Raw genomic sequence first — 19,264 nt, 5'->3', positions numbered from 1 at the left:
AAAATGAAGTTTGCTCCATCCATTTTTGGACGGAACAATAAAATGTCGGATCAGGACCTGTATTTAAAGTCAATATCGTTCTTAACAATGTCCTTGAAGAGTCCTCTGAGATTCCAGAGTAGTTTCTTATTTGCCTTGAAAAGAGCAAGTAAGAGGTCCAGAAGGCTCATGCTTGTGAAGTTAACGTTCTTGAGTGAGTTAGCAAGTGAGTTCAGGTCATCGTCTGTGAAATTGACAAATGTCTCCTTGACTAACAGACTGTTATCGATCTCTTTGCCAATTGTCTCTCTCCAGAGGTCTTCATATTCCTGCAATGTCGCTGTAGAACAATCTTCTTTCCTTATTGCTTTTACAGCAATCTCACCGGCTATCTTTCCGGCATCCATGGCGTTAATGATGCCTCCGCCGGTGATAGGGTCGGACTGCCTGGCAGCATCGCCGACGAGCATAAGGCCATTGGCAATGGTCCTCTCAATGGAACCTGATACTGGTACTCCTCCTACGACCATTTCAATGATCTTTGCGTCGGGCATGTTCTTTTCCATGAACTCATTCAAAAGATCAATGGGCATTTTTTTTCTGGATTTACTGCCAAGTATTCCAATTCCAACATTGGCTTTGTTGCCACCTTTTGGGAACAACCAGATATATCCTGCAGGAGCGATCTCATTTCCAAGGTAGAAATAACAGAATTCCTGGTCAATATTTGCATTGGACACCAGATATTGCGCACATGTTTCCATGTCTGCAGGTTTTACCGATGTGTCGATACCTGCCCAGCGCCCTACCTTTGATTCCATTCCATCTGCACCGATGACTATCTTTGAGCGCACTTCATATTCTTCACCCATGTGCATGAGCTTGATACCACAGACTGTATCATTCTCAATTATGAGGTCGGTAGCTCTGGTCTTGACCATAACTTCTGCTCCGGCAATAGCACTTTCATTAGCAAGTGCCCGGTCGAATATCTTTCTTTCAAGTACATATCCAACCTCTCCGCCGGCGATCTCCTCTGCCATTTCGATCTCAGTTCCATCTGGTGAAAAGATGCGTGAACCTTTCAGGTCAGCACATATCCATCTGGGGTCGGGTTCAATATGTTGCTTCAGATTGTATTTGCCCACACCTTCAGCACATCTGATCGGATCTCCGATCTCTTGTCTCTTCTCTATTAAAAGTACGTCAAGTCCTTCCTTTGCAGCGGTTTTGGCAGCAATGGATCCTCCGGGACCTGCGCCGACCACAATAAGATCGTACTCCTTTTTCATCTGTCCACCTCGATGGCTCCAAGCGGGCATATCTTCTGGCAGATACCACAGCTTGTGCATTTATTGTCTACTTCTATCCATGTTTCGATGAGCTCTAATGCTCCAGTTGGGCAGACGCCCACACATGCACCGCAGTACCCACATTTATATTTATTTACAATGATGCTCATTCATTATCACCGATAGTCAGATGTGATTACCATTATTACTTCGATAATAATATATGTTTCGTGAGCTGCTCACTGGCTTATAGAAATTCTTATATGTGATTATTTCTGGGAAGCCAATAGTAGTAAAAAACACGTCATTTTTGGACACTGTTGTGAACAGTTGTGACCTTTGAGGCTAATGAATTCAACTTAAATCATATTTTTATTAAAATTTAGCTATTATATATTCTCGTGCCCGGTGCCATATGGGATCTGCAGATGAGCAGACGATATCTAAATATGTTCTCTGCTAATATTTTGTGTTATGCAACATATTATAGTTTACATTACAACCGGAAGTATGGAAGAAGCGCGCATGCTTGGAAAAGAGCTTGTGTCAAGGAGGCTTGCTGCCTGTGCAAATATCCATCCTATAAATTCCATTTATAGGTGGAATGGTGAAATGGTGGAGGACAATGAGGTTGTAGTTATATTGAAAACGACCTCTGAAATGTTCGATGAACTAAAAGAAACCATTGTATCGCTTCACAGCTATGATCTCCCATGTATAATCTCATGGGGGATCACTGGTGAAAATAAGTATCTCCAGTGGATCTCAGATGAAACCGGACAGCTTTGAAAGGGGTGATATCTTCACGCGCCCTTTCCCGGTCTCGGCACAAAACCTTTTTTCAGCATATTCTTTTGAAAGGCCATTTCCGTATAGGAGTAACTCTACAATATCATGAGGTTCATCGATATCGATACTTGCAAGGAATGAGTCAAAGACCCTTCTGCTCTTCCCAAGGTCTTCTGTGATCTCATAATGGCTTATAAAGCTGCATCCATGATATTTAACAGTAAAATCTTTTGGTTGCCGTATGAACAATATATTCGTACCGCCGCCTTTTCCGGGAACGATGACAATATCTTCTGGATACGATACTATCTTTTTGATGTGACTGCTTCTCACAAGGGGCAGATCTGCCATGATGATCATGGTTGGTTCATCAACATTTTGTAGGTATGAGTTTATGGATGTATTAAGTCCGGGATCGGCTACGATAAGGTTCACATCCAGATCCTCGGGCACTCCTTCGCTGGATGTGGTCAGTATATCTATTTCTGTGATCCCCGCAGAGTTCAATGAGCTGACTACATCCCTTAACATGAGCTCCACGAACTCCTCGCGTTCGTTCTGTGAAAGTACCGGAGATAGCCTTGATTTGGCATTCTCTTTCTTATATGGGATCACTGCCCGCATATTATATTTCCTCGTATAATGCATTCCTTCTCATTGGTTTGCGGCCTTCACTTGTGATGATCCATTCAAGTTCTTCCGGTGATAGGTATTCCCCGTTCGCTCCTCCGGATGCCAGGGTGATCTGATCTTCCATAAGAGTGCCTCCCATGTCATTTGCCCCGCAGGATAAAGCTACCTGTGCAAGCTTCTTGCCGAGCTTGACCCAGCATGCCTGAAGGTTATCGACATGCTTGTTTAGCAGTATTCTTGCAATTGCTATTAGTTTGAGGTCATCCATGCCGGTGGTCATGAACTTTCCTGAACTCAGCATTTCTTCGCCAACACGGTTGTTGTAAGGCATGAAAGGCATTGTTATCAGTTCGGTGAACGCTCCCGTCTCTTGCTGGATATTTCGCACTGTAAGTATGTGGTCGAAACGTTCTTCCCATGTCTCCACATGCCCGTACATTATGGTGGCATTGGTACGCAGGCCGACCCTGTGGGAAGCTTTGATGGTCTCTATCCACTGGTCTGTTGTTATCTTATCCTCGCAGATGATCTTTCGTACACGGTCCGAAAGTATCTCTGCAGATGTTCCTGTAAGCGTGCCCAGTCCGTTCTTCTTGAGTTCGGCAAAAGCATCTTCCAGGGGTGTTTTTGAAAGGGATGATGCATAGTGGATCTCCATGGGTGAAAATCCATGTATGGTCATATTTGGATAGGTGGTGTGTATGCTCTTTACGATCTCATTGTAAAATTCAAGATCAAGCTGTGGAAGGTAGCCTCCCTGGATGCAGATCTCAACAGCACCGGCCTTTTCTGCCTGACCGACCTGCTCGAGTATCTCTTCAATGGTAAGTATGTATCCGTCTCCTTCCCGGAAAGCACAGAATCCGCAGTTTCCTTTGCACATATTGGTGATGTAGATGTTCCGGTTGGTTACATAGGTCACTGTATCGCCAACTGCCTCTTTGCGCAGGTCATCTGCGAATGCGTAAAGCTCGAAGGGATTGACATTCAGAAGTGCAAGTGCATCTTCTTTTGTTGCGGTTCCTTCGTATGCCCGTTCAATAATCTCTTCGGGAATGGTCATTATAATATGCTCCTGTAAAGTGTGTCTCTCTGGACAGGTGTCCTTTCTGCAGCCCTGATGAGCCATTCGAGCTCTTCCACAGTAATGACCTCCCCATTAGATGCTCCTGCTGATCTTGAGATACTTTCTTCCATTAGTGTGCCTCCAAGATCATTGCCACCGCATAGCAGGGCAACCTGTGCAAGCTTCTTTCCAAGTTTTACCCAGCTTACCTGAATATTCTCGATGTGAGTGTTGAGTAAAATACGTGCCAGGGAGTAGACTTTCAGGTCTTCAACTCCTGTTGTCATGAACTGGCCGTTTTTAAGTATCTCTTCCCCGATACGGTTATTGTAAGGCATGAATGGAAGTGGCACGAATTCTGTGAAACCACCGGTGTTTTTCTGGATATCGCGGATGGTGAGTATATGATCAATCCGTTCTTCCCACGTTTCCACATGTCCGTACATCATGGTGGCAGTTGTACGGATCCCTGCCTGGTGTGCGGCTGTTACTATGTCTATCCACTGCTGTCTTGTGATCTTTCTCGGGCAGATGATCTCACGTACCCGGTCTGCCAGTATCTCTGCAGCGGTCCCGGGCATGGTGTTCAATCCGTTCTTCTTAAGTTCAGTAAGAGTTTCGTCAATGGTAAGTCCACTTGATGTGGCAGCATGGTAAACTTCCATTGGTGAGAAACAGTGAGTATGAATGTGGTTGTGGTCTTCTTTTACTGCCCTGAGGATATCCAGGTAGAGGTCGAGTTTTACATCCTCCATCAATCCTCCCTGGATGCACAGCTCGGTGGCACCTGATGCAACTGCTTCATCAATTTTTTCCCTGATCTGTTCAGGTGAGAGCAGGTATCCCTTTTTATCCTTGAATGCACAAAATCCACACGTTCCAACACATTTGTCTGTGAAATTGATGTTACGGTTAACAACGTATGTGACGTTATCTCCAACTGCCTCATATCTTAGCTGGTCTGCCAGTGCATATAGTTCAAAGGGTCTCACTTCCAGTAGTTTAAGAGCATCTTCTTTGGTAGTGGTGCCCATGTATGCTCTTTCTATGATATCTTCGGGGATCATTACTGTTTCCTCTTGAATCCGTTTTTGTCGGTAAGTGTTTGTATAAGGTCGGAAAGGTTACTGCTGTACCATCCTTTCTTAATATGATGTGGATAGATCGGTAATCTTTCTTTCAGGGGTATTTTTCCTGTCATCTTCTGAAGGTCGACCACACTTGGCCATTCAGCCTCGGGATTGATCCAGTCGATGGTGGTGGGAGAAATTCCTCCAAGGTCGGTGGCTCCATTTTGTATCAGTATATGGGGTTCGATAAGGTTTGGTGCGACCTGAACAGAAACATCCTCCGGCAGTAGTTCTCTTGCGAGGGATACTGTCTGTATCATCTCTTCCTTTGTAGGTGGGATCTGATCCGCCATTGGAGTGTCTGGTTTTGGCATGAAGTTCTGGATGATGACTTCCTGGATATGTCCGAACTCCTCATGGATCGCTGCGATGGTTTCCAGGGAATGCTTCCTGTCCTCGATGCTTTCTCCGATTCCTACCAGTATGCCCGTTGTGAATGGTATCTGCAGTTCTCCGGCAGTGCGTATCATCTCGATCCGCTTTGAAGGGGCTTTCCCTGGAGATTCGCTGTGGGCTTTCAGTTCTGCAGTGGTTTCCAGCATAAGGCCCATGCTGACGTTAAGTGGCTTTAGCATCTCCAGTTCATGCCGGTCAAGAATGCCTGCATTGGTATGCGGCAATATTCCTATTTCTATGGCAAGTTCACAAAGCTTAGTGACATACTCGATGGTGCTGGAATACCCCATCTTTTCGAGTTCCTTTCTGTATTCGGGAACCTCTTCGGCATATTCTCCAAAAACAAAAAGTGCTTCAGTACATCCTGCTTCTTTTCCGTTTTTCAGGATCGGTATTATCTCCTCCACACTCATGAGGCGGGCTTCCGGATGCTCCGGATCGCGTCTGAATGTGCAGTATCCGCAACGGTTCCTGCAAATATTCGTAACAGGAATGAAAACATTGCGTGAGAATGTAACAAATTCGGGCATAATTGGTCAATGAATGAAGGAATTAGTACATAAGTTTAATCGAAGGTACATTTGTGTGTCAGATGGGATCTGTGAGGGTAAGGTTTGGTCATAACTGTCAACTTGTTTAAAAAATTAACAACGTTTTTTCATAGGTCAAGGTAAAAATAAAAGTGTAGGGGATTAGTGGGTCCCTGCTGAATATCTGTGATCAAATATTGATGAGGGTCAGTGATCCGTCATCAAAATAAGTTTTGTCAGGTTTTAATTGCCCAGAATGAGGTTCATGGTGTTCTTAACACCAAGGGCTACGCCTTCAACTTCAATTCCACCTTTGCCTTTTGCGCCATCACCAACTACGTACAGCCCTTCTATGGGTGTTGTATTGCCAATGTCTGAACCTGATGATGATCTGTTGACAGGCCAGCCGTTGTAATAGGATTGTGTAAGAAGTACTTCGTAGTCCTTGCCTGCAAAGATCTCTTCAAGATCCTTGATGCCCAGGTCTATCTCGTCCTCGAGGTAAGGGATCCTGTCCCACTGGGTTGTCTGGTGAGCCATTACAAGGTGTTTTCCTTGTGGTGCCAGGTTCGGATCAATGTTGGTGACCTCGTTAATGCCATTCACACGTCTGGCTGAGGGTGTGAACAGAACGCCTCCATGTCCGATCAAAGGTTCGTTTGCTGCAAGGCAGATCTTAACTCCTGCAGATGGTTTGACAATTTTTATCTTGTTCTGGTACTTTTTGTATTCTTCATCGGACTGTACATCTTTGCAAAGGTCGTTTGTGTAATGATGTCCGATATTGCTGAGCACAAGGTCTGCAGGATATTTTAGACCGTCTATAATGACGCCTGAAGCTTTTCCATCTTCGATGATGATCTCTGAGACTTCTTTGTCCGTGTGTATGGTTCCACCATTGTTCCTGACGACATCCGCCAGCGCATCAGTAACAGCTTTACATCCTCCAATTGGTACTCCGGGACCACCGTGGCGGTACAGGTTCTCAAATATCTCAAATGCTTCTTCCACAGGAACATCGGCTGCTTTCAGGCTAAGGGCCCAGCCGCAGAATGAGTCTGCCATTTGATGTGCAAGAGGTTCATCGAGGTGCTTTGAAAGCCATTCTGCAAAGGAGCAGTCCCTGGGGGGATTTCTCCTGGTGTTCATCATGAAATATGCAAGTTTTATCCTGTTCCAGATTGAGAATACCTTTCCGAACTTTCCAAAGGGTAAGTCTTCATAAATGTTGTTGTCAATGTCTTCGAAAATGCGCATGAAAGCCTTTCCTTCATCGCGCTTGATGGTAACATCTGCGCCCACTTCCTCGAGGAGCTGTGCCAATGGTCCGGTAGGTCCATGTGGTAACATGTGTAGTGCGCCTGTGGTCAGTTGGTACCCTTTGATATCAATATTGGTGAACCTGCCTCCTGTCATGGGCAAGCGCTCAAATACCTCTACTTCATACCCTGCTCCTGACAATTTTGCTGCGCTTAGCAAACCGCCAAGTCCCGCGCCTATTACTATGACCTTCATTCAGCTACCTCTATAGCTTTCATGGGGCAGTACGCTGCACATATCCCACATTCTACGCATTTGTCTGTGATATATGCCTTACTTTTAACAATGATCGCATCTTTCTTACAAAATGCAGTGCACTGGCCACATCCAACACAGTTTTCATTGACTTTCATTAATTTCCCTCGAGTTTTGTTCTTTTAATTCCTTCAATGCTCAAAAGGATTTTGTTCAATTCATATGTCAGTAATTAATTGAAGCTTCATATTTTGTCCTGCTCTTTTGTAGTATTCTTTAAGTAATTATTAATATTGAAATGCCATATTATCTTATAGTTATTATTTTGGGTATCTGGTTTGATTCTCTTCTTTTCTTAACTTCTGCTAGTGTCAACTTTAAATTGTTCATTAACAATAATGACAATCTATTTATACTAAACATGCTAACATCTAGTATGGTGATTTTATGTCCACGGAAACGATACAAGTAGTAGCTCGTAAAGACGGTGAATTGATTTCAAAGAAGTTCAAGGCCGCACCCTATGAATTCACTATCGCCACCCGTGCGAAGTGGGGGATGATGATCTCCGAGGAGGATGTAGAACTCCGTGCCGGCGAATACAAGAAGATCGCTATTCAGGAGGTCACATTGGATGCGGATACTCTCGCAATTCCGTGTGCTTTTACTTACCATGCGGTAGCTTCTGTCCTGAAGGTAGCTTCCAAGGAAGGTAACTGCCTCGTTGAGAAGCCAAGAACGATCAAATATGTCTATGTTTTCGGGCAGGAAACAGGAAAGGTTCGGGCAGGAGATCTGCTTGGTGTGCTTAACATCTTCCCGATCATGTTCACAAGGGAAGCTATGAAGCCTGTACTGATCAAATAAGAATAACTGCAGGGGGTGTCCTATATGGAAAAATGTGTGATCTGCGGAGAAGATCAGGACTATAAGCAATATGAGGGCTATAATATCTGTACTGCATGTGCAGATATCATGGAAGATGTAATGGGCGAGTATTTCATGAAGACTGTGCAGGATGCTTCAAAGCCAAAAGCACATGAGGGCTATCTGCACTATCTGGACAATACTACCCGCTATGTAAGCGATTATAAGAAGATAACCTCTAAATCGCATAAATATGCAAAAGGTGTGACTGAGCGTGCTGAAGATGCTATTCAGGAAAGCAAGAACCCTTCTAAACAGCGTTATTTTGAGCGCATGCATGAAGTTCTTGACTGGCTTGAGCAGACTCCTCAGTTCTATCATTACTACTTTAAGGAGCACTATATGTGCCCCAGTTGCGGCTCATCCATCTTTGACAAGTATGAATCGGAAGAAGTTGGTGAATGGCTTGTTATTTCCTGTTCAAACTGTGGTGCCATGATCAAGAAATACTTCTCACCTAAACTGGTCTGATGGTTGGAGGAGCAGGGCATCACCTGCTTCTCAGCATTCTTATTTTAATGACTATTTTTTTGATCAGCTTTTTTATCATTTCTATTATTTATTGCAAATTTCGTTTATTATAACTTAAAATAGAAATATATATTATCTATTTTATTCTTTAATTATGTATACTGCCTATTCTATATATCGTCATGTTTTATCATGAATGACTAGTATTTGGAAATAGTTATATAGAGAATACTATATCTACGATTGTAATATCTACGATTAGTAATCATCAGGTGATTCATCATGTCAGTAATAATCGATAGTAGCAATATTATCAATAGTTACATTCCGGTTGCTGTGTTTCTTGTTGTTTCGCTTCTGATGCCACCTGCAACAATGGCTATGGTCAAGTTGTTGAGCCCCAGAAGCAAATCACCTAATAAATATGCGACCTATGAATGTGGTTCCGATCCGTTAGGAGATGCGCGAATACAGTTCAATGTTGAGTATTATCTTTATGCGATCGCATTCGTTCTGTTCGATATCGAAGTTCTTTTCCTTTACCCATGGGCTATGGTATACATAGGCAATGGTGTCGATATGGTAACAGCGATCGTTGAGATGTTGATCTTCATTTTCGTTTTGTTGTTTGGATATGCCTACTTATGGAAGAAGGGTGCTCTTAAATGGATGAATTAAACGATAATGTACCAGTTGAGGATCAGGAAGAGTACGTGGAAGAGATTCCAGGTGTCATTACCACCACTTCCATGGCTATCACTGATTTCTTGAAAAAGACAAAAGCACAGGATGCAATAAACTGGGGTAGGAAGAACTCCCTATGGTTCATGACTCAGCCAATGGGTTGCTGTGGTGTGGAAATGATCGCTACAGGTTGTGCTCACTATGATACTGACAGGTTCGGTATCATTCCACGTAATTCCCCAAGGCATGCAGATGTCATGATCATCAGTGGATATGTGACAAGGAAGTACCTTCCTGCACTTCAGAAACTCTGGGAACAGATGGCTGCACCAAAGTGGGTAATATGCATGGGTGACTGCTCTATTAGTGGTGGTCCTTTCTATGAATCCTACAGCACAGTGCAGAACATTGACAAATTGTTCCCTATAGACGTTTTTATTCCAGGATGTCCACCAAGGCCGGAAGCCCTGCTCCAGGGATTCCTTGAGCTTCAGAAGAAGATCATGGCCAAAAAGGACCATGGAACGGATTATTGAGGTTATATCATGGATGCAAAAAGCATTATTGATTCATTGGTCAACAAGTTCCAGGATTCCCTTACGGACGCAAAGGTAGATTCTGACATAAGGATCTCTGCTTATCTGGAACCTGAAAAGATCAAAGACGTTTGCCAGTACCTGAAAGATGAACTTGCATTTGGCCATCTTTCAAGCGAAACTGCAATAGACTATCCTAAAAAGGACGAGATCGTGGTTGTTTATCACATAGCTTCATACGACCATCCTGTATTGCTTACCATTAAGGTGAAGCTTCCAAGGGATGCTCCTGAGATCGAGTCCATTGTTCCTGTCTATTGGAATGCTAACTGGTACGAAAGAGAAACTTACGAACTGTTCGGTGTTAAGTTCAACAACCACCCTGACCTCAGACAGCTTGTTCTTCCAGAGGAGCTGTTAGGGGATTGGCCTTTGAGAAAAGATTATGAAGGCTTCCCGAACACGACTGCCAGAAATTTGGTGTGAGGCTTAAATATGGATGAAAATGTAGGCCCATCAGAAATGATAGTCCACCTCGGACCACAGCACCCAATGCAGCCCGGACCTTTCAGGTTGAACCTGAGGCTTAGGGGAGAAACTGTAGTTGATGCTGAGGTCGAGTTAGGCTTCATTCACAAGGGTATTGAAAAGATTTTAGAGAGCAAGACATATCTTCAGGGTATTCCTATCGTTGATAGGATCTGCTACCTGACAGCAATGACCAACGAAGAAGCGTACGTTGGTGCTGTAGAGAAACTTGCAGACATCGAAGTTCCGGAAAGGTCCCAATATATCAGGGTCATCCTCGAGGAGCTCTCAAGACTTCAGAGCCACCTGCTTGGTATGGGTGAGTTCGGTGAGTTCATTGGTTTTGTATCAATGTTCATGTACACCATCAAGGAAAGGGAAGATATTCTGTCTTTGATGGACATGGTAACAGGAGCACGTGTTACACACACGTTCCTAAAGTACGGCGGTGTACGTGGCGATCTTCCTGAAGGATTCAGGGAAAAATCTGCTGTCATATTCGCTGGTCTTAAGGAACAGATCGCTGAATACAGGAGACTGTTCAATGGCGATGAGATCTACAAGCAGCGTTGTTTCGGGGTCGGTATCCTTGAGGCAAAGACCGCAAGGGATCTGGGTGTTTCCGGACCAGCTCTTCGTGCAACAGGTGTTGCTTTTGATATAAGGAAAGATGAACCATATCTTGTTTACAAGGACCTTGATTTCAAGGTGTGCACAGCTACAGATGGTGACATTGCAGCTCGTATCGAAGTAAGGCTCGATGAGATGTTAGAGGCTATGTACATTATAGAACAGTGCCTGGATCAGATGCCAAGTGGACCACTCTTCTATGAGGATTCCCTGTATGGTGTTAGGACCCCTACAATGAGGGTTCCTGAAGGCGATGTTTTCCACAGGGTAGAAGACCCACGTGGAGAGATGGGCTTCTATGTAGTTTCAGATGGCTCAGATAAACCTCATCGTGTAAAGATAAGGGGACCGGTCTATCCGACCATGCAGGCATTGCCTCCACTCATAACAGGAACCACTGTTGCTGATGTGGCAGCTATTGCAGGTAGTATGGACGGTTGTACCAGTGAGGCGGACAGGTGATTACAATGTCAGCAGAAAGTATTGATATTATATTCAACCCCTGGCTCCGTACTTTACTTGGCCTCTGTTTGATTGGCGCGGTTTTCGGCGGCGCAATGTTAGTTGTATGGTTCGAGCGTAAACTATCAGGTGATATCCAGTTCAGGCTTGGTCCTAAATATGTAGGTCCTTTTGGTATTTTCCAGCTTGTTGCTGATGCTATCAAACTGATGACCAAAGAAGATCTGATTCCTTCAAAAGCTGATAAGTTGCTTTTCGTTTCTGCACCAATCGCTCTTATGGGATCTGTATTCATGATGCTTGTTGCGATACCATTTGGTGCTATTGTCGTTAATGGCGTAGAGTACCCGATCGTGGCAACTGAGATGGATATAAGTCTTCTTTACATTGAAGCGGTATCTTCTATCTCTATTATCGGTGCGTTCATGTATGCATACAGTTCAAACAACAAGTACTCACTTCTGGGTGCTTTCAGGAACTTTGCAAGGATGATCGGATACGAGGTTCCACTCGGTATCACTATGGTAAGTATAGCTATCATGGTAGGTTCACTGAACATTGTTGAGATCGCACAGGCACAGAGCCCGATCTGGTTCGTATTCCTTCAACCTCTTGGTTTCCTTGTCTTCTTCGTTGCTTTGATGGCCGATATGGGACGTCTTCCATTCGACCAGAACGAGTCTGAAGAAGAACTGGTGGCAGGTTGGATCACTGAATACAGTGGTATGAGATTCGGTCTTGGTTTCTTTGCGGAATATATCCACCTGATCCTTGGTTCAATGCTTGTTGTACTATTGTTCCTCGGCGGATGGAATTTACCTGCATTCCTGACCGACATCACTATCCTTGGAATTTTCCTTCCAACATTATATTTCTTGTTGAAGGTTGCTCTTGTCATTCTCGGAATAATCATGCTGAGATGGGCAGTACCAAGGTTCAGGATCGATCAGGTTGTTGACCTTAGCTGGAAAAGACTTCTCCCATTATCATTATTGAACCTTGGATGGGCAATAATTTTGGGTATTTACCTGGGAGTGTGATACCATGGTATTGAAAAATATTGCTAGAGCTGTTAAAAACATCTACAAGCCCCCTATTACCAGAAGGTATCCTGAGGTTCCAACTGAGTTGCCTGACAGGTTCAGAGGGCTTCAAAAACTTGATAAAAGTAAATGTATAGGTTGTGGAATTTGTGCTAATACCTGCCCTAACAGTGCGATAAAGATCGTAAGGGCAAGGGTTAGTCCGGACAGTGAAAAGACAAGATGGTTCCCTGCCATTGATATCGGTCACTGTCTGTTCTGCGGTCTCTGTATTGATCAATGTCCACAGGATGCTCTTTCAAGCACAAAGGTCTACACCACAGGTGTGATCAGGTGGACACATGAGGAATTACTGTATACCCCGGACATGCTGGCACGTGAGGTTCCGGTAGGGGAGAATGGTGAGTGAAATGACAGGTATAATTGAAGGTGCCATCTTTGCTATTGTCGCTCTTACGCTAATCTCGTTAGCGATCCTGACAATAGTTTCAAGGGACATAGTACGTGCAGCACTTGCTCTCGTTCTCTCGATGTTCACAGTGGCTATCATATACATTATGCTCAATGCACAGTTCCTGGGTGTTGTCCAGATTCTTGTGTATGTAGGAGCAATCGGAGTTCTGATACTCTTCGCAGTTATGTTGACTAAGAAGAATATGGGAAGTGAGAACAATGACTAACGAACGTCCAACTATTATGGATTCAATTGTCCATCAATTCAACCCAAAGAGGCAGATCTTGAGGTTGTTGGATATGGAGGTTCCTTCAGTCGAGACCATCCTTAAGTCATTTACAAGGATGATCATTGCAGGCTTGTTCCTTGCAGTGGTACTGGTTTCACTTTATGGTACAGGATGGACAACTGTTGAACAGCTTCCCCAGAATATCGCTGATCCAAGTAACATCAAAGGATTGGGTGTCCTTATCTTTACAGACTTTGTGATACCATTCGAGATCCTTTCAGTAGTGTTACTTTCCTCACTGATAGGTGCCATCTATCTGGCAAAAGGAGATGATAACTGATGATCCCGTTAAATTGGTATCTTGGTCTTTCAGCTATCGTGTTCTCCATAGGTCTCTATGGATTTATGTCACAGAAGAACGGAATCAGGATGCTTATGTGTGTGGAACTTATGTTAAACTCCGCAAACATGAACCTGGTTGCCTTCTCAAGTTACAACGATGACATGACAGGGCAGGTATTTGCACTGTTCTCTATTGCACTGGCTGCAGCAGAAGCAGCTGTCGGATTTGCAATACTCATGTCAATTTACAGGATGCGAGATATGATCAATGTTGATAAACTTAACATACTGAGGTGGTAAAAATGGCAATGGAAAACCTTGCATTTTTAATACCACTACTTCCCGCACTTGCCTTTGTGCTTACATTCTTCCTTGGGAAGAAATTGCCATCTGGCGGTGCAATTATTCCGATCGTGGCAATCGCCATTTCATGTGTGATATCACTGGCTATCACCGTGGGTCTGTTGCAGAACCCTGAGCACGTTGTTACTCAGTCAGTTCCCTGGTTCGCAATACTCAATCTCGGAATATTGATCGACCCGCTTGCAGCGGTAATGCTTTCAATGGTCACCTTTGTGAGCCTGCTTATCCACATCTATGCTGTGGGTTACATGTCACACGACCCTGCTAAGCCAAGGTACTTTGCAGAGACCGCTCTCTTTACAGCAGCTATGCTTGGTCTGATCCTTTCAGACAACATCCTTCAGCTGTTTATTTGCTGGGAGCTTGTGGGTCTTAGCTCATACCTGCTTATCGGATTCTGGTTCCATAAACCTGGAGCAGCATCTGCTGCAAAGAAAGCATTCCTGACAACCAGGATTGGAGATGTTATGTTCCTTGCAGGTATTGTCCTGCTATTCTCAGACATATTTACAGTATACAATGGAATACTTCCGGAAGGCGTATACGTCCTTCAGTTCAGTGAAATGTTTCATTTGATCCCGGATCTTGTTGCTATTAATTCAACGATACTGGGTATGGAAGTAAGTCACCTGACACTTGTGACATTGTTGTTCTTCGGTGGTGCAGTTGGTAAGTCAGGTCAGTTCCCGCTTCATGTGTGGCTGCCTGATGCAATGGAAGGTCCAACAACCGTTTCAGCTCTTATCCACGCAGCAACAATGGTTACAGCTGGTGTCTATCTTGTAGCACGTACCTTCCCAATGTTCCTTGCAGCACCTCATTCATTGATCATCGTTGCTATCGTTGGTGCTTTCACTGCACTTTTCGCAGCAACAATGGGTATCGTAATGAACGATCTTAAGAGAGTGCTTGCTTATTCAACTGTCAGTCAGCTTGGATATATGGTTCTTGGTCTTGGTCTTGGTGCAGTAGTTGGTGCAGAAGCTGTTGGAATTTCAATGTTCCACCTCATCAACCATGCATTCTTCAAGGCATTGCTTTTCCTCTGTGCAGGAAGCGTTATCCATGCTGTTGGTACACATGATATGAGACAGCTTGGTGGCGTAGGCAAGGTCATGCCGATCACATTCGCTACAATGACCGCTGCAGCACTTGCGCTTGCAGGTTTCGGTATTCCGGGCACAGGGCTTGGATTCAGTGGTTTCCTCAGTAAGGACCCAATAATCGAGTCTGCATATCTGTATGCAACAGAAACCGGTAGCTGGATGCCATACCTCTTTGCTATTACAGCAGCATTCCTTACATCCCTGTATATCTTCAGGTTAATTTTCATGACCTTTACAGGAAAACCAAGGACAGATTATGGCGGGCATGAGTCCCCTTCATCCATGACAGTACCTCTGGCGATCCTTGCAGTTCTCGCAGTGGTATTTGGTGCACTGACAAGGACATCCTTCTATCACTTCATCGAAGAGAGCTTTGCACACATGGACGTTGAGGCGCTTGCTGAGCTTGGTGGATACCATCTCGCACACCATGGACATGAACCACTTCTTGTCCTCTGGATGCCTTTGATCGTGGCAGTTGCAGGTCTTGTCATTGCTTACCTGATCTATAACAGGAGAATTGTTGACATGAGCAGGATCGTTTCAAGGAACAACCCTGTTTACAAGTTGCTCTACAACAGGTACTACCAGCATCAGATATTCGTTGAGATCTTCTCTATAAAGATTATCTATGAGGGCTTTGCACTCGCAGGTTTCTATTCAGACAAGATGCTTGACTGGCTTGTCAACGGTACCAGTTATGTGCTTATTGAGGCAGGTGACTCCCTGAGGAAATTCCAGACAGGTGTCATACAGCACTATGCAGCAGCAGTTGTTGCAGGTGTAGGACTACTGGTCGTTCTGATCAAGTTGGTCATGGAGGTCTTCTAATGTTACCAATATTATCTTTGATCGTGCTGATACCAATTTTATTTTCAGCAGTAACATTCTTAACAAAAACAAAGGAACAGGCAAGGATATCCGCTTTAGTGGGTACTCTCATTACACTGGTCCTGACCCTCTACATGTATTTCTCATTCGACAGCACGACAGCAGCTATGCAGTTCGAGGAAATGGCAAACTGGATCCCATCCCTGGGTATCAGCTATCACCTTGGTGTTGATGGCGTTTCAATGCCTCTCATACTGCTCAATGCTATCGTGATCCCACTGTTGATCGTATATACATGGGATGATGTCAGATCAGCTCCTAACAGATTCTATGGTTTGATACTTGCAATGCAGGGAGCAGTCATTGGTGTTTTCGTATCACTTGACTTCTTCATATTCTACATCTTCTGGGAACTTACCCTTGTACCATTGTTCTTCATGGTCAATATCTGGGGTGGCTCCAACAAGAAGCATGCAGCTATCAAGTTCTTCATCTACACTCACGTTGCATCCCTTGTGATGCTTTTGGGTATCTTTGGACTGTACTTCAACGCATGGTCACTTACAGGTTCTCCGAACATGGGCATCGATCACCTGATCACCCAGTTCCAGTTCTTTGAATCCGGAATTCTCAGAGATGCAATATTCCTTGCATTGCTCTTTGGATTCATTGTGAAACTTCCTGTAGTTCCATTTCACTCCTGGTTGCCGGACGCATATTCCGAGGCACCAACCGCAGGCAGTGTGCTTTTCATACTGCTCAAGATCGGTGGATACGGACTGTTCAGGGTAATGCTTCCAATGTTACCATTCACAGCAACTCCAAGCCTTATGATCACTATCATGGGAGCTCTTGGTGCAGTGAGCATCCTTTACGGTGCATTCCTTGCACTTGCACAGAAGGACCTGAAGAGAATGATCGCATACTCCAGTATCAGTCACATGGGATACGTTACCCTTGGTTGCGCTGGTCTTGTGAGCCTCTCAGTATCCGGTGCAATGTTCCAGCAGTTCTCACACGGTTTGATCATGAGCATTCTGTTCATGTCATGCGGAGTGATCCAGACTTCAACAGGAACAAGGATCATCAACGAACTTGGTGGTCTGGCACAGAAGATGCCAAAGCTCACAGTGATAATGGTACTTGGTTTCATGGCATCACTTGGTCTGCCTGGCCTTACCGGTTTCATTGCAGAGTTCCTTGTGCTGACATTCAGTTTCATTAATGTGCCAATTTATGTGATCATTGCACTGCTGGCTATCGTGATTACAGCTGCATATCACCTGTGGGCATTGCAAAGGGCAATGTTCGGTACTTTCAATGAGAAGCTTGGTGAGATCGTGGACATCTCGTCCTACCAGACACTGTCCATGGGAATAATCGCCCTGCTTGTACTGTACTTTGGACTGAACCCAAGTCCGGTGCTGGATATGATGATAACGAATTCAGAAAAGATCGTCAGCCTTATGGCTGTAATGGGGGTGTGAGATTATGACAGATCTAATGTTACTCGCACCTGAAATAACGCTCCTGGTAACAGGACTTACTGTATTGCTGTTAGGATTATTCCTTTCAGCTCACTCTAAGAAAATACTCGGATACATAGCAACACTTGGCTGTCTCGTTGCCTTTGCGCTGACAATTAACAGCTTTGGCACCACTGCGGTCATGTTCTCGAACTCACTGAGCATTGATGCATTATCACAGTTCTTCAAGCTCGTGTTCCTCACAGTTGCGACCCTTGTGTCCATAGCATCCATCAAATACACTGATGGCAACGACCACGCTGATGAGTACTATGTACTCATGCTTTTCGCAACCATCGGTATGATGATGGTAGCATCAGCAAATGATCTCATGGTACTCTTCGTTGCATTCGAACTCGCAAGTCTTGCAACATACGGTCTTGCAGGTTTCGAGAAGAAGAACCCTGCATCCACAGAAGCTGCAATGAAGTACTTCATGATCGGATCCCTTTCAGCTGCTCTGCTGCTGCTCGGCATCGGATATGTTTACGGTGCAACAGGAACAACTAACATTCCTGAAGTTGCCCAGAACATCGGTCTGCTGGCAAGTAGTCCAATGGGAATTCTTTCCCTCGTACTGCTCATTGCAGGATTTGGTTTCAAGATCGCTCTTGTTCCATTCCACATGTGGGCACCTGACACATATCAGGGTGCACCTTCCGTGGTATCTGCACTTCTGGCAGCCGGTTCCAAGAAGATGGGTTTTGTTGCAGCTTTCAAGGTCTTTATCACAGGTCTTATTGCCCTTCAGGCAGACTGGCAGATGGCATTTGCTATCCTCGCAGTTATCACAATGACATACGGTAACATCGTGGCTCTGTCCCAGACCAGTGTAAAGCGCATGCTTGCATACTCATCCCTTGCTCAGGCAGGATACATTTCAATTGCATTTGTGGTCATGACTCCAATGGCATTGACTGGTGGTATACTCTATGCACTCTCACACGGCTTTATGAAGGCAGGAGCTTTCATTGCAACAGCTGCTGTGGTCTACATGGCAACATCAGAGAACAAGGATATACTGAAAGCTGATCATCTTGACAGCTTCAAAGGTCTTGGTAAGAGAATGCCTATAACCGCACTCTGTCTGACCATCTTTGTAATGGCATTGGCAGGTATCCCACCAACAGCAGGTTTCATGAGCAAATTTGTCCTGTTCTCATCAACAATTGAATCAGGACTTGTCTGGCTTGCAGTGATCGCTATCCTTAACAGCGCACTTTCACTGTATTACTACGCAAGAGTTGTCAGGTACATGTATGCTATGCCAGCAGAGGGTGAGAGGGTATCAGAACCAGCGCCATATGTCGTTGCACTTCTCCTTGCTGTTGTAGGTGTACTTGCAATTGGCTTCTGGCCGGAACCATTTGTGAACATGGCAATGGAAGCTGCAAAAGTTTTAATCCCAGGAGGAATTTAAAATGGCAGATTGTGATCTTTGCGGAGTAGCAATTCCCACAGTATGCCCGGTAAAGGTGTTCTCGCCAAAGTTCGATATCTCCTATCCTGAAGGCGTATGGAAAGGTCTCTGTGGCGGTTGTCTTGAGAAAGCTAAAAAGGCTCATGACGAGGCTACCGAAAGCAAAGCTGCAGGTACATTTGGTAAATGTGATCTTTGCGGAACAAAAGCACAGTTGCAGGATGTTGAGATAAACATCCCCTCCTTCTCAAAAGGTTATGAGATCGAGAGGAAAAAGATCTGCATGAAATGCCTTGAGCAGAGCAGTGAAGCCTATGAAAATAAGGACGAACTGTTAGGTGAACATCACTAAAGGTCAGTCTGACTGACCTTTCTTTTCTTC

General features: G+C 44.5%; 24 protein-coding genes. 16 read left to right on the top strand and 8 right to left on the bottom strand.

Annotated features, from left to right (window positions below; translation table 11 throughout):
- Positions 1-50: 50 nt before the first annotated feature.
- Together LI82_RS09500 and LI82_RS09495 are read right to left on the bottom strand one after the other, a co-directional pair.
- Complete coding sequence (locus LI82_RS09500) at positions 51-1,271, bottom strand: NAD(P)/FAD-dependent oxidoreductase (protein WP_048195304.1); 1,221 nt, start codon at positions 1,269-1,271, stop codon at positions 51-53.
- On the bottom strand, positions 1,268-1,441 hold the full coding sequence (locus tag LI82_RS09495) for a 4Fe-4S binding protein (protein WP_048195303.1): 174 nt from the start codon (positions 1,439-1,441) through the stop codon (positions 1,268-1,270). The genes LI82_RS09500 and LI82_RS09495 overlap by 4 nt, the downstream gene beginning before the upstream one ends.
- A 304-nt stretch (positions 1,442-1,745) precedes the next feature.
- Here LI82_RS09495 and cutA point away from each other — a divergent pair, with 304 nt between their 5' ends.
- A complete protein-coding gene (gene cutA / locus LI82_RS09490) occupies positions 1,746-2,060 on the top strand; it encodes a divalent-cation tolerance protein CutA (RefSeq protein ID WP_048195301.1) in 315 nt (104 codons plus the stop codon).
- On the opposite strand, the gene cofC is transcribed toward cutA, so the two are convergent.
- The 6 genes from cofC to LI82_RS09460 all read right to left on the bottom strand — a co-directional run bounded on the left by cofC (position 2,037) and on the right by LI82_RS09460 (position 7,488).
- Positions 2,037-2,684, bottom strand: a complete 648-nt coding sequence (gene cofC, locus LI82_RS09485) for a 2-phospho-L-lactate guanylyltransferase (RefSeq protein WP_048195299.1) — start codon at positions 2,682-2,684, stop codon at positions 2,037-2,039. The two genes, cutA and cofC, sit on opposite strands and share 24 nt — an antisense overlap.
- A gap of 1 nt (position 2,685) precedes the next feature.
- Complete coding sequence (gene cofH / locus LI82_RS09480; protein WP_048195297.1) at positions 2,686-3,756, bottom strand: 5-amino-6-(D-ribitylamino)uracil--L-tyrosine 4-hydroxyphenyl transferase CofH; 1,071 nt, start codon at positions 3,754-3,756, stop codon at positions 2,686-2,688.
- A complete protein-coding gene (cofH, locus tag LI82_RS09475) occupies positions 3,756-4,826 on the bottom strand; it encodes a 5-amino-6-(D-ribitylamino)uracil--L-tyrosine 4-hydroxyphenyl transferase CofH (RefSeq protein ID WP_048195296.1) in 1,071 nt (356 codons plus the stop codon). Before cofH (LI82_RS09475) ends, cofH (LI82_RS09480) begins: the two co-directional genes overlap by 1 nt.
- Complete coding sequence (gene cofG, locus LI82_RS09470) at positions 4,826-5,815, bottom strand: 7,8-didemethyl-8-hydroxy-5-deazariboflavin synthase subunit CofG (protein WP_048195294.1); 990 nt, start codon at positions 5,813-5,815, stop codon at positions 4,826-4,828. Before cofG ends, cofH (LI82_RS09475) begins: the two co-directional genes overlap by 1 nt.
- Positions 5,816-6,058: 243 nt before the next feature.
- Positions 6,059-7,330 (bottom strand): phytoene desaturase family protein, encoded by a 1,272-nt coding sequence (locus tag LI82_RS09465; protein ID WP_048195292.1) that lies wholly within the window; start codon positions 7,328-7,330, stop codon positions 6,059-6,061.
- Positions 7,327-7,488, bottom strand: a complete 162-nt coding sequence (locus tag LI82_RS09460) for a 4Fe-4S binding protein (protein WP_048195291.1) — start codon at positions 7,486-7,488, stop codon at positions 7,327-7,329. The genes LI82_RS09465 and LI82_RS09460 overlap by 4 nt, the downstream gene beginning before the upstream one ends.
- A 289-nt stretch (positions 7,489-7,777) precedes the next feature.
- Here LI82_RS09460 and LI82_RS09455 point away from each other — a divergent pair, with 289 nt between their 5' ends.
- From LI82_RS09455 to LI82_RS09385, 15 genes are all read left to right on the top strand, one after another.
- Complete coding sequence (locus LI82_RS09455; protein WP_048195289.1) at positions 7,778-8,197, top strand: DUF22 domain-containing protein; 420 nt, start codon at positions 7,778-7,780, stop codon at positions 8,195-8,197.
- Between the two features lie 24 nt (positions 8,198-8,221).
- The gene (locus LI82_RS09450) at positions 8,222-8,728 is read left to right on the top strand and encodes a hypothetical protein (protein ID WP_048195287.1); all 507 of its coding nucleotides are present in this window, start codon (positions 8,222-8,224) and stop codon (positions 8,726-8,728) included.
- A gap of 282 nt (positions 8,729-9,010) precedes the next feature.
- Complete coding sequence (gene fpoA / locus LI82_RS09445) at positions 9,011-9,406, top strand: F420H2 dehydrogenase subunit FpoA (RefSeq protein ID WP_048195285.1); 396 nt, start codon at positions 9,011-9,013, stop codon at positions 9,404-9,406.
- Positions 9,394-9,948, top strand: a complete 555-nt coding sequence (fpoB, locus tag LI82_RS09440) for a F(420)H(2) dehydrogenase subunit B (RefSeq protein WP_048195283.1) — start codon at positions 9,394-9,396, stop codon at positions 9,946-9,948. The genes fpoA and fpoB overlap by 13 nt, the downstream gene beginning before the upstream one ends.
- A 9-nt stretch (positions 9,949-9,957) precedes the next feature.
- Complete coding sequence (fpoC, locus tag LI82_RS13455; protein WP_048195282.1) at positions 9,958-10,434, top strand: F420H2 dehydrogenase subunit FpoC; 477 nt, start codon at positions 9,958-9,960, stop codon at positions 10,432-10,434.
- A 9-nt stretch (positions 10,435-10,443) separates the two neighbouring features.
- Complete coding sequence (fpoD, locus tag LI82_RS09430) at positions 10,444-11,568, top strand: F420H2 dehydrogenase subunit FpoD (protein ID WP_048195279.1); 1,125 nt, start codon at positions 10,444-10,446, stop codon at positions 11,566-11,568.
- Positions 11,569-11,573: 5 nt separating this feature from the next.
- A complete protein-coding gene (gene fpoH, locus LI82_RS09425; RefSeq protein WP_048195277.1) occupies positions 11,574-12,608 on the top strand; it encodes a F420H2 dehydrogenase subunit FpoH in 1,035 nt (344 codons plus the stop codon).
- 4 nt (positions 12,609-12,612) lie between these two features.
- Positions 12,613-13,020 carry a F420H2 dehydrogenase subunit FpoI gene (gene fpoI, locus LI82_RS09420; RefSeq protein ID WP_048195275.1) on the top strand — a complete coding sequence of 136 codons (408 nt, stop codon included), beginning with the start codon at positions 12,613-12,615 and terminating at the stop codon, positions 13,018-13,020.
- Position 13,021: 1 nt separating this feature from the next.
- Positions 13,022-13,291, top strand: a complete 270-nt coding sequence (locus LI82_RS13595) for an NADH-quinone oxidoreductase subunit J (protein ID WP_135607201.1) — start codon at positions 13,022-13,024, stop codon at positions 13,289-13,291.
- Complete coding sequence (gene fpoJ / locus LI82_RS13590) at positions 13,284-13,634, top strand: F420H2 dehydrogenase subunit FpoJ (protein ID WP_259370104.1); 351 nt, start codon at positions 13,284-13,286, stop codon at positions 13,632-13,634. The genes LI82_RS13595 and fpoJ overlap by 8 nt, the downstream gene beginning before the upstream one ends.
- Positions 13,634-13,936, top strand: coding sequence for a F420H2 dehydrogenase subunit FpoK (fpoK, locus tag LI82_RS09405; RefSeq protein ID WP_048195271.1), 303 nt, complete (start codon positions 13,634-13,636; stop codon positions 13,934-13,936). Before fpoJ ends, fpoK begins: the two co-directional genes overlap by 1 nt.
- 2 nt (positions 13,937-13,938) lie before the next feature.
- Complete coding sequence (fpoL, locus tag LI82_RS09400) at positions 13,939-15,936, top strand: F420H2 dehydrogenase subunit FpoL (RefSeq protein ID WP_201770317.1); 1,998 nt, start codon at positions 13,939-13,941, stop codon at positions 15,934-15,936.
- Entirely contained in the window at positions 15,936-17,423 is a 1,488-nt protein-coding gene (fpoM, locus tag LI82_RS09395; RefSeq protein WP_048195268.1) for a F(420)H(2) dehydrogenase subunit M, read from the top strand. Before fpoL ends, fpoM begins: the two co-directional genes overlap by 1 nt.
- Before the next feature lie 4 nt (positions 17,424-17,427).
- A complete protein-coding gene (gene fpoN / locus LI82_RS09390; protein ID WP_048195266.1) occupies positions 17,428-18,882 on the top strand; it encodes a F(420)H(2) dehydrogenase subunit N in 1,455 nt (484 codons plus the stop codon).
- 1 nt (position 18,883) lies between these two features.
- The gene (locus LI82_RS09385) at positions 18,884-19,234 is read left to right on the top strand and encodes a F420H2 dehydrogenase subunit FpoO (RefSeq protein ID WP_048195264.1); all 351 of its coding nucleotides are present in this window, start codon (positions 18,884-18,886) and stop codon (positions 19,232-19,234) included.
- Positions 19,235-19,264: the final 30 nt, after the last annotated feature.

It is taken from the genome of Methanococcoides methylutens (genome assembly GCF_000765475.1).
Taxonomy (GTDB): Archaea; Halobacteriota; Methanosarcinia; order Methanosarcinales; family Methanosarcinaceae; genus Methanococcoides; species Methanococcoides methylutens.
The sequence above is the reverse complement of the archived record's forward strand: the minus strand, read 5'-3'. Positions and strand labels throughout refer to the sequence as shown.